Below are 7,852 nucleotides of genomic sequence, written 5' to 3' on the forward strand. Positions count from 1 at the left end.
GACGATAGAATCCGCTCGAAGGTTGCAGCGGCATGGGACAAGGGGGATTCAGCCCCTTGCGCCCGGTCAAATCTCGAGGGTCATGCCGTCTTCGGCAATCAGGATTTCGGCGCGGGTCTTGTCTTTGTCAGTGAGCGCGCGCGCCGTGTCGAAATGGTCGGCAATGTGCGTGAGAATGACACGGTTCACACGGCGCTCGTCGGCCCAGGGCCAGAGACGGTCCAGCGGGACATGGGTCGATTCGACCAGAAGCCAGTCAATCGGGGTGGGGATGCTGTCGAGATCGTTGAGACTGCCCAGATCAGCCGAGTACACAATGGTTCGCCTCCCCGCCTCGATACGGAGCGCATAGCATTCGCCCCGGTTGGGCAGGCCCTTCTCTTCGGCGAAGGCGCGCATGGCGGACAGATGCGAGGTCGGAAACGGTGTGATCCGCGCCGCGCCGGCCAGAAACGGGTAGCGCTCGACATGCGGATTGTAGGCGATGGCAAACGGCAGCTTGTCCTTGAACATGTAGCCGAGATTGAAAACGGCCTTGATCGGCCCCACCGCTTCGCCCGGGCAATGGATGGTCAGCGGACGGTCAGTGCCCGTCAGGTAGCGTTGCTGGAGGAAGTATCCGAGTCCGCCGACATGGTCGGCATGGGTGTGGGTGATGACGATATGCGAGACCCAGTCGGCGCGATAGTCCGCCTGCAGGAAGTTGCGGGTGGCGCCATCGCCCAGATCCAAAAGCACGCCCTGCTCACCCAGATCGAGCAGATAGCACGATCCGGCCCGCCGTCGCGACGCCAGCCCGGCCGAGGAACCGAGGATCACGAGTTTCACGACAGAGTCTCCCGCAACACACGCGCGGCGATTTCGATGTCCTCGTCATCGACATCGCGGTGGGTCACCGCCCGGATGCGCGATGCGCCGAAGCCGAGCATCCGGACCCCGCGGCTTTCGAGCGTCTTGAGCACGGTCTCGGGATTGTGTCGCGAACCGTCCAGGTCAATGACTACAATGTTGGTCGGCGGTGGATCGGGGATCACCCGAATCCCCGGCAGCCCCTGCACCGCCTCGGCCAGCCGTCGGGCGCGACGATGATCATCCTTCAGTTTCGGCAACTGATCATCGATGGCGTAGATTCCCGCCGCCGCGAGAATGCCCGCCTGACGCAGCCCGCCGCCGAAACGCTTGCGCGACCGTCGCGCGCGGGTGATGAACGCGCGGGTGCCGAGAATCATCGACCCGACCGGCGCGCCCAACCCCTTCGACAGGCAGACCGAGACCGAATCATACCCCCTCACCCATTCGGACAACGCGATTCCGGTGGCGGCATGGGCGTTCCAGATACGCGCGCCATCGAGATGGCAGACCGCGCCATGTTCATGCGCGATCTCGGCCACGGCGCGCATAATCGGCAGCGGTACCACGGTGCCGCCGGCGCGGTTGTGGGTGTTTTCCACGGCGATGATGCTGGTCACCGGATGGTGGATGTTCTCCGGACGGATCGCCGCGCGGATGCGGTCCGGATCGGGGATGCCGTCGGGCGCGGGGATGGGACGCACCTGCAATCCGGACAGTGCCGCCGGCGCGCCCACTTCATACCAGTCGATGTGAGCGTCCTCGTCGCAGATGATCTCATCGCCGGGACAGGCATGGGTGTGCAACGACACCTGGTTGCCCATGGTGCCGGAGACGACAAACAGCGAGGCCTCGACGCCGAAGAGCGCCGCGACTTTGGCTTCGAGCGCCTGCACGGTGGGGTCATCGCCCAGGACATCATCGCCGACCTCGGCGGCGGCCATGGCGGCGCGCATCCCCGGGGTCGGCCTGGTGATCGTGTCCGAACGCAGATCGACAATCTTCATGTCACTCCATTCGCAGCGCGACGTAGCGCAATGCGCCGCCCCGCTCCACTTCGGCCACCACCGCATCGCCGCTTTGCAGTTGGTCCAACGCCGCGCGCAGATCGCGGATCGACTCGACCGGCACCCTGTTGACCGCGTAGATGACATCGCCGGGTCGGAAGTTGTCCTCGCCGGGTGTGGCATCGGAGGCGCGCGCGGCCACCACCACACCGGTGCGGAAACGCAACGGCGGCAGCATCGCGGCGACCTCGTCATTCAAATCAAGCGCGAGGATGCCCAGCGGCCCGATCAGATTCTCTTCGGGGCTGACCATCAACGCCAATTCGGAAGAGGCGCCCGGCCGTTCGATGACCTGCACCTCCAGAGACAGCTGCTCGTCGCCGCGCTGGAGATCGAGACGGACCTTGTCGCCGGTGGCGAATTGATAGAGGTTGACGTCGAATTGACGGGCATTCTCCATCGGCTTGCCATTGAGCGCCAGGATGATGTCGCCGCGCCGCACACCGGCCCGCGCCGCCGGGCTGTCGGGAGAAACATCACCGGCGACCACTCCCCAATCGCGCGCCAGTCCGAGGCCTTCGGCTAAAACCGGATTGATGGTCTGCGCCAGGACGCCAATCCCGCCGCGCCGGACTCGTCCGGCGGCGCGAATCTGCTCATAGACTGTGCGAACGATGTTGCTGGGCGCGGCAAATCCCAGCCCTTCACTTCCGCCGGATCGGGTGATGATCGAGGTGTTGATCCCGACCACCTGCCCGGCGGTGTTGACCAACGGCCCGCCGGAGTTGCCGGGATTGATTGACGCGTCGGTCTGGATGTAGATCATCCGATCCTCCGGACGCAACTGCCGCGCCACCGCCGAAACCACCCCCATGGTCACGGAATTGTCCAGACCCAGGGGCGCGCCGAAGGCCAGCACCACCTGACCCGACTTGACATCGTCGCTGTTGCCCAACGGCAGATACGGCAGACCGGACGTGTCGACCTTGAGCACCGCCAGATCGGTTTCCTCATCGAGACCGACCACATCCGCCGGCAAGATCGGCCCGCGCGGCTTGACAATCGACTGGAAGGCATTTCTGCCCGGCGGCGCAGTGAGCACCACCTGCACCCTTTGGGCATTGGCCACCACATGGGCGTTGGTGACGATGTAGCCGGTTGGGTCAACAATCACCCCCGAGCCGCCGGAGCGCTGCAAACGCAGCAGTTCGGCGGCCGATTCGGCCCCCTCGCCGGCGGGGACATAGCCGGAGGAGACAATCTGCACCACCGCCGGCTGCACCCGCGCGGCGATCGCCTGCATCGCCGCCGACAGTTCGGCCAGCGCTAGGGCGTCGCGCGGATCGCCCTTTTGCGCCGAAACCGGCAGCGCGTTCCAGAGAACCGCGAGACCGACAATGACGGGAATCTTCAGACGCAGGGACATGGCCGTTCCTCGCATGCGCGCCGCACGATTGCGATTGCGACCCGAAAAGGCAAGACCCGAGTCGCGCTACTGCCGGGAGTCGCTTCGAATCTGCTCGGCGACCCTGTGGGCCATCTTGACGCAGTCGTTCAGCCCGACGCCATAGTAGGAATTGCCGGCGAAATACAGCCCCGGCTGTCTGGCGACGAACTGCTCCAGACGCGCCCGGCGGTCGCGGTGGCCAAGCACATACTGCGGGATGCCGCGCTGCCAGCGGTAGATGCGCATGAAGACCGGATCGGCCTTGATGCCGATGATCGGCCCCAGCTCGCGGCGGATGAGCGCCCACAGTTCATCGTCCATCAGATCGAGGACGCTCTGATCGCCGGCGCCGCCGAGCATGGTGCGGAACTGGACATGCCCTTCGGGGGCGCGGCCGGCGAAGATCGACGAGGTCCAGATCGATCCCAGGGTGCGGATGCGCTGGTTGCGGGGAATGAGAAAGCCGAAGCCATCGAGCGAATGGGCGATATCCTCGCGCCGGTGCCCGGTGGCCACGACGATGATCGGCGCATACGGCACCGCCGCGAAGGCGATCCCCAGATCGCGGTCATACTCCCTGAAAATCTGCCCGGCGGTGTAGGCGGGACAGGTGACGATGATCCGCTTGGCGCGGGTCATCTCCCCCTGCGAATCCATCACCACCCACCCTTCGCTGTCGCGCGAGACTCCGGTCACCGCGTGTCGCAGACGCACCACCGGACGGAGCCGTTCGCCGAGACGGTTGACCAGGACATCAAGCCCGCCTTGGAAGGAGGTGAGCCGTCCCCCCGGCCCGGCCGGCGAGCCGGACGTCTTTTTCTTCTCGGCCCGTTCGCGGCGCTTTTTCTCCCTCATCCTGGCGATGAGCGCCTTGACCAGCCCGCCATACTGGACTTCCATCTCGCGCATGACGGGAAAGCAGGACGGCAGCGACAGTTCGCGCGCCACGCCGCCGAAGACGCCGGAGACCATCGGGTCGACAAACATCTGCGCCGCGCCGGCGCCGATGCGCCGTGCGGCGAAATCGTAAATCGACTCGTCGGCGTCATCGCGACGCGCCGGAATGAACGGCTCGGCAAAGATGCGCAGTTTGTCGTAGGGTGACAGCAACCCGGTGGTCAGGATCCGCAACGGTGAAAACGGCACCGGGTGCAGGCGGCCGTTCTTGACGATAAATCGCTTTTCCGCCCTCTCGTTGGCGGGTTCGAGTTGTTCGCGCAGTCCGATCTCATCGACCAGCTGCAGGGTCAACGGCTCGCGGTCGAGGAAGCCATTCGGTCCCCAATCGACCGAGTAACCATCGATGCGGTCGGTGCGCAGGGTGCCGCCGAGACGGTCCTCCGCCTCCCACAGTTCCCACCCCTCGGGCGCCTTCTCCAGCCCGAGCCAGTGGGCCACCGCCAACCCGCTGATCCCGCCGCCAATGATGAGTCCATTCAACATGTAAGTGTTCGGACGACGACCTATCGGGAGGGCGGGGCTTCCGCCAAACCTGCGTTCTGGCGATGGCCGCTCCCCAATAGAGCAGGCTCGGCGGAAGCCTCGCCCTCCCGGATCGTAGACGCTGAATCGCTCTGGACCATTTTGCTTCAGATCGTGCGCGAAAACACGGGCCGTTTCTCGGTGGCCTGCTCCTGAATTTTGGGCAGGTAGGCATCGAAGACCATGGCGATGTTGCGGACGAAGTGCCGCCCCCGCGGCGTGACCACAAACCCATCATCGTTGATATCGATCAGTTGGTCGCCGACGAACTCATCCAGCCGGGTGAACTCCTCGCGGAAGTATTCGCGGGCGTCGATTTCCAGTTGCCGACCCAGCTCGGCAAACGACAGCCGCATCCTGCACATGATTGCCAGGATGGCCTCCTGGCGAATCTTGTCGTCACGGGAGAGGGACCAACCGCGATGGATGCCGGTGCCGGTTTCGTCCATGCGCCGGTAGTATCCACCCAATCGCGAGTCATTCTGCGCGAAACAGCCGCCGATCTCGCCGATCGACGACAGCCCCAACCCGACCATGTCGCGCGAGACCGACACGGTGTACCCCATGAAGTTGCGGTGCAGACGGCCATTGTGAATGCCCTGCGCCAATTCATCGGTCGGCAACGCGAAGTGATCGAAGCCGATGGGCTCGTAGCCGGCGGCCAGGAGGCTTTTCACCGCGATTTCGAAGAGGGCGAACTTTTCCGGGCCCCTCGGCAATTCGGCCTCGTTGATTTGCATTTGCTGCGGCTTGACCCACGGCACATGGGCGTAGGAGTAGACCGCCAGGCGGTCGGGCTTCCAGTCGGCGATCATGTCCATCGTGGCGCGCCACTGCGCCGCGGTCTGCCGCGGCAGGCCATAGATCAGGTCCATGTTGATGCCGTAGAATCCGAGGTCGCGTCCGAGCCGATAGATCGCCGCGGTCTGACGGTCGGTCTGGTTGCGTCCGATCGCCTCCTGCACCTCCGGCGAGAGATCCTGCACGCCCATCGAAAGCCGGTTGAATCCGAGGGCGCGGAGGAACTGCATCTGTTCGCGGGTGGTGACGCGCGGGTCGACCTCGATGGCGATCTCAGCGGCCGGATCGAAGTCAAACACGCCCTGTAATTTGTCCCAGACCCGCTGCATCTGCGGAATCGACAGATGGGTCGGGGTGCCGCCGCCCCAATGCAGCTGCAACAGACGGCGCTTGCCGCCGAATCGGGCGGCGACCATGTCGATTTCGCGGAACAGGTAGTCGAGATAGCGCTCGATGGTGTCTTCGCGCTGCGCGATCACGACATTGCAGCCGCAGAAGGTGCAGCGATGCTCGCAGAACGGCAGATGCACATAGACCGACAGACCGCGTCCGCCGGCCGCAAACGCATCGAGGTGGCGGCGGTAATCATCGGCGCCGAATGTCTCGGTCCAGACCGGGACGGTCGGATACGACGTGTACCGCGGGCCGGGACGGTCATATTTGCGCAGCAGTTCCGAGGGAACCGACAGGTACGATTGATCGCTGGTGAATGACGCGTTGGCCATCGGTCGCTCAACCCACCCGCGGCGGGGTGCCATGCACCGTCTGCACCAACAGCCGGAGGTTCTCTTCCGGCGTCGACGGCAGGATGCCGTGGCCGAGATTGAAGATATGCCCCTTGTTGGTGATATCCATCGTTTCCATAATCCGCGCCGCCTTCCGGGTGATGCTCTCCGCATCCCCATACAACGCCAGCGGATCGAGGTTCCCCTGAATGGCGCGGGCATGGACCAGGTGGTGGGCGGCGGCATTCAGTTCGGTGCGCCAGTCGATGCTGACAACATCAAAGCCGGCTTCGGCGATGACATCGAGCAGATGGTAGGTGTTGCTCAGATACAGGATGACCGGGACCTGCGGCTTCTTGATCGACGCGACAAGCTCCTGCATGTGCGGCAGCACCCAGCGGCGGTAATCCTCCGATGAGAGCAGTCCGCCCCAGGAGTCGAAGATCTGGACCGCGTCGACCCCTGCCGCGATTTGGGCGGCCAGATAGTCGGCAACGGCGCCGCTGAGGTGGCTCATCAGTTTTTCCGCCAGACGCGGCTGCTCATGGAAGAAGCGCCGCGCCACGGTGAACTCGCGCGAGGTGGTCCCCTCGATCGCGTAGCAGGCCAGCGTGAAGGGCGCGCCGGCAAAGCCGATGATCGGAATGTTGGACGGGAGGGCCTGACGGGCCAGACGGATCCCCTCGGTCACAAAACCCAGCCCTTCGGCCACATCGAGCCGTCGCAAGGCATTGAGGTCGGAGGCGGTGCGGATCGGCGCGGACAGACGCGGCCCGCCATCGTCGAAGGAGACCGGCACCCCCATCGGCGGGAAGACCACCAGGATATCGGAGAAGATGATCGCGGCGTCGAGATCGAACTCCGCGACCGGCGCGGCGGTTACCTGCGCGATCAGTTCCGGCGTCTGGCAGACTTGCTCAAAACTGAATTTCTCGCGCACCGCCCGGTACGAGGCCTGATACCGTCCGGCCTGGCGCATCACCCAAATCGGCCGCCGCCGCACCATCATCCCAAAACAGGCATTGAGAAAATCACAGTCTCGCATGGAAGAATTGGTCCTCTAGCTCCTACTTCGATTTGACAATTCCCTCCGCGATCACGTCAACCGCGGTCCGCAGCGACTCGGCGTCATGCGCCGTGGCGATGAAGCCGACCTCATAGGCCGACGGCGCCAGGTAGACACCATGCGCCAGCGCATGATGGAAAACCTGCTTGTACCGCTCGGCCGCGCCGGGGTGAATCTGCGACGGGTTCTCCGGCGCCCTGCCGCCGCCAAACCAGAACCAGAAGATCGACCCCACCCGTGTCAGCCCGGCATCGTAGTGGGCCAGGTCAAGACGGTTACGCAGCGCGGTTTCGAATTGTTCGGCCTTGTGCTCGAGACGGGCATAGACATTCTCATGCTCGATGATCTCGAGGGTCGCCAGGCCGGCGGCCATCGCCACCGGGTTGCCGGACAAAGTCCCGGCCTGATAGACCGGCCCCAGCGGCGCAAGTCTCTGCATGATCTCCCGGCGTCCGCCGAACGCTCCCACCGGCAG

At 64.6% G+C, this 7,852-nt stretch carries 7 protein-coding genes; all 7 read right to left on the reverse strand.

Annotated features, from left to right (window positions below; all coding sequences use genetic code 11):
* Positions 1-66 precede the first annotated feature (66 nt).
* Complete coding sequence (locus tag VNN55_00400) at positions 67-828, reverse strand: MBL fold metallo-hydrolase (GenBank protein ID HWO56009.1); 762 nt, start codon at positions 826-828, stop codon at positions 67-69.
* Entirely contained in the window at positions 825-1,856 is a 1,032-nt protein-coding gene (locus VNN55_00405) for a GntG family PLP-dependent aldolase (protein HWO56010.1), read from the reverse strand. Before VNN55_00405 ends, VNN55_00400 begins: the two co-directional genes overlap by 4 nt.
* Position 1,857: 1 nt before the next feature.
* Complete coding sequence (locus tag VNN55_00410) at positions 1,858-3,282, reverse strand: trypsin-like peptidase domain-containing protein (GenBank protein HWO56011.1); 1,425 nt, start codon at positions 3,280-3,282, stop codon at positions 1,858-1,860.
* A gap of 66 nt (positions 3,283-3,348) precedes the next feature.
* Entirely contained in the window at positions 3,349-4,746 is a 1,398-nt protein-coding gene (hemG, locus tag VNN55_00415; protein HWO56012.1) for a protoporphyrinogen oxidase, read from the reverse strand.
* Positions 4,747-4,892: 146 nt separating this feature from the next.
* Positions 4,893-6,311: an oxygen-independent coproporphyrinogen III oxidase gene (gene hemN, locus VNN55_00420; protein HWO56013.1), complete on the reverse strand. Its 1,419-nt coding sequence runs from the start codon at positions 6,309-6,311 to the stop codon at positions 4,893-4,895.
* 7 nt (positions 6,312-6,318) lie between these two features.
* A complete protein-coding gene (gene hemE / locus VNN55_00425) occupies positions 6,319-7,356 on the reverse strand; it encodes a uroporphyrinogen decarboxylase (GenBank protein HWO56014.1) in 1,038 nt (345 codons plus the stop codon).
* Between the two features lie 22 nt (positions 7,357-7,378).
* Positions 7,379-7,852, reverse strand: a 474-nt coding sequence (locus VNN55_00430; protein ID HWO56015.1) for an aminotransferase class III-fold pyridoxal phosphate-dependent enzyme, incomplete at its 5' end; no start/stop codon positions are given.

Source organism: bacterium, assembly GCA_035559435.1.
GTDB lineage: Bacteria > Zixibacteria > MSB-5A5 > WJJR01 > WJJR01 > JACQFV01.

What these genes read in the sequence shown, in the direction of transcription:
- hemN (HWO56013.1), bottom strand. Translation starts at nt 6,311, where the DNA reads ATGGCCAACGCGTCATTCACCAGCGATCAATCGTACCTGTCGGTTCCC.
- VNN55_00405 (HWO56010.1), bottom strand. Translation starts at nt 1,856, where the DNA reads ATGAAGATTGTCGATCTGCGTTCGGACACGATCACCAGGCCGACCCCG.
- hemE (HWO56014.1), bottom strand. Translation starts at nt 7,356, where the DNA reads ATGCGAGACTGTGATTTTCTCAATGCCTGTTTTGGGATGATGGTGCGG.
- VNN55_00410 (HWO56011.1), bottom strand. Translation starts at nt 3,282, where the DNA reads ATGTCCCTGCGTCTGAAGATTCCCGTCATTGTCGGTCTCGCGGTTCTC.
- hemG (HWO56012.1), bottom strand. Translation starts at nt 4,746, where the DNA reads ATGTTGAATGGACTCATCATTGGCGGCGGGATCAGCGGGTTGGCGGTG.